The following is a 2,048-nucleotide window of genomic DNA, read 5'->3' as shown; positions in this document are numbered from 1 at the left end:
GAACCACCACTGGTGAAATTTCCATCACCCTTTCCTTTAACCTTAACCCCATCCATGGTGAGATCGCCATTCGTAACAAAGTTAAGATCATCCCCACTGTTGATTTCACTCAACTGATGGAGACTGCTTTGAGCGTTATAATGACCTTTTTGAATAATGATGTAACATCAGCTAAGGTATAGGTTTTCAGGAATTGTCCCTCCTCCATAGTTTTTTCCAAAAGCTCTTGTAAAAAGGCATAGGTTGCGGAGTGGGAGCTTTTTCAGTCTTTGCAATCGGTTGATCACCATCAGGTATCTCTTCTCCCGCGTGTACTTTAATTCTCTTGCAAAGGAACTCATAAAAATTACTGGCGTAATATTCGCAATCGCCCAATGGAAACCTGACATAGAGTGGGCATTCACCATCCCTAAACTGCGTATAATCAAAATAAAAGGTTTCATCAAAATCAGCATCACAAACGATAAGCTGTTCTGGTGTCGCAAAACCATCTTTTCTATCGAGTAAGTTTCGGTAAACAATATCACCAACAGGAACACCTTTCCCACACTCCTTATAAAGACTAAAGATTTCTTCACCACCAATTTCCCCTCCTTTGTAATTTTTTAAAAAACTCTTGTAAGACGATGTGAATTGTAAGCCGAGAGTTTTCTCCGCCTTTTCAATTACAAGATCATCAACCGCATTTGCTGCAGTACCGAAATTGATAATATCATCATCATACTTATTAGCTTTATCAATTAATACTGCAACATCAGCTAAGGTATAGGTTTTCATAGATGATCCTCAAAACTTGCGTGATAAACGCTCCATATTTCCTCTATCAATTTCACCTCTTCCATATTTTTTTCCAAAAACTCTTGTAAAAAGGTAGAGGTTGCGGAGTGGGAGCTTTTTCAGTCTTTGCAATCGGTTGATCACCATCAGGTATTTCAACTCCTGCATGTACTTTAATTCTTTTGCAAAGGAATTCATAAAAATTACTGGCGTAATATTCGCACTCCTCATCCGCAAACATAACATAGAGCGGACATTCACCATCCCTAAACTGTGTATAATCAAAGTAAAAGGTTTCATCAAGATCATAACTCACAACGAGTTGTTCTGGTGTTACAAAACCATCTTTTCTATCATTTAAGTTGTGACGCACAATACTAAAACTAGAAGTAGGCGCACAATCCTTATAAAGTCTATAAATATTCTCACCCCTAATTTCTCCTCCTCCATATTTTTTTAAAAAAGCTTTGTAAGACATTGTGAATTGCAAACCAAGAGCTTTTTCAGCTTTTTCAATCACGAAATCATCAACAGCAATCTCTTCAGTTCCAAAACTGACAATATCACCTTCATATTTATCAACTAATTCTATAACATCATCTAAAGTATAGGTTTTCATCGATTATTCTCCAAATTTCTTTTTATCAACCGCAGTTCACTTCTGTCCTTGCACCTGCCCCCATTTTCCAAAATCTATCCCTATGATGCCCCATTTCATATTGATTATTCCTCCTAAATTACTGTTTTTTTGTTCTCTATATCTTTTAGCGCGTTCCTTCCAATATTCCTCTCTCCACCGATCAAACTTTGATCTCTCTATAAGTGATTGATGTGTTTTAGAAGGAACATGAATCACAGAATTATATTTGTTATGATCTTTGCTACTAATTTCTGCTATAGACCCCTCATGCGTTTGATTCAGGTGATGTAACTCAACAGGCTTACCATCAAAACCTATAGGTGCTCTTCCTGCTTCCATTCTCTCAATATTGGTGCCCCATATTTCTTTCTTATTTTCCAGCCAATCAGAAACTCTGTTAGGATCAAACAAATCGTTTCTCTGATAAACTTTGTTTGTCTGACCAAATTTGCTATCGGTAAATTTAGTGGGTTTCTTTTTTAACCAAAGTTTTTTTTCTTTAGCAGCGAGTTTGGTCAGTTCTTTCTTCGCTGCATGTTTGGCAGGATCTCCCTGAGCTGCAAGTTCTGCAAGATTTTTCTTGGAAGCGAATTGAGCAAAATCTTTCCTAGCAAGGAACTTGATCAGAGCA

Annotated in this window: 4 protein-coding genes; all 4 read right to left on the bottom strand. The window is 37.2% G+C overall.

Annotation, left to right across the window (positions count from 1 at the left end; all coding sequences use genetic code 11):
* Window positions 1-155, bottom strand: a 155-nt coding sequence (locus tag ME1_RS08395; protein WP_425338805.1) for a hemagglutinin repeat-containing protein, incomplete at its 3' end; no start/stop codon positions are given.
* A gap of 31 nt (window positions 156-186) precedes the next feature.
* Window positions 187-777, bottom strand: a complete 591-nt coding sequence (locus ME1_RS07040; RefSeq protein ID WP_004864946.1) for an SMI1/KNR4 family protein — start codon at window positions 775-777, stop codon at window positions 187-189.
* A 52-nt stretch (window positions 778-829) separates the two neighbouring features.
* Window positions 830-1,396: an SMI1/KNR4 family protein gene (locus ME1_RS07035; RefSeq protein ID WP_004864945.1), complete on the bottom strand. Its 567-nt coding sequence runs from the start codon at window positions 1,394-1,396 to the stop codon at window positions 830-832.
* 36 nt (window positions 1,397-1,432) lie between these two features.
* On the bottom strand, window positions 1,433-2,048 hold a 616-nt coding region (locus ME1_RS07030; RefSeq protein WP_004864944.1), incomplete at its 5' end, for an HNH/ENDO VII family nuclease.

Source organism: Bartonella vinsonii subsp. arupensis OK-94-513 (genome assembly GCF_000278235.1).
GTDB classification, from domain to species: Bacteria; Pseudomonadota; Alphaproteobacteria; order Rhizobiales; family Rhizobiaceae; genus Bartonella; species Bartonella arupensis.
The sequence above is the reverse complement of the archived record's forward strand: the minus strand, read 5'-3'. Positions and strand labels throughout refer to the sequence as shown.

What these genes read in the sequence shown, in the direction of transcription:
- ME1_RS07035 (WP_004864945.1), bottom strand. Translation starts at nt 1,396, where the DNA reads ATGAAAACCTATACTTTAGATGATGTTATAGAATTAGTTGATAAATAT.
- ME1_RS07040 (WP_004864946.1), bottom strand. Translation starts at nt 777, where the DNA reads ATGAAAACCTATACCTTAGCTGATGTTGCAGTATTAATTGATAAAGCT.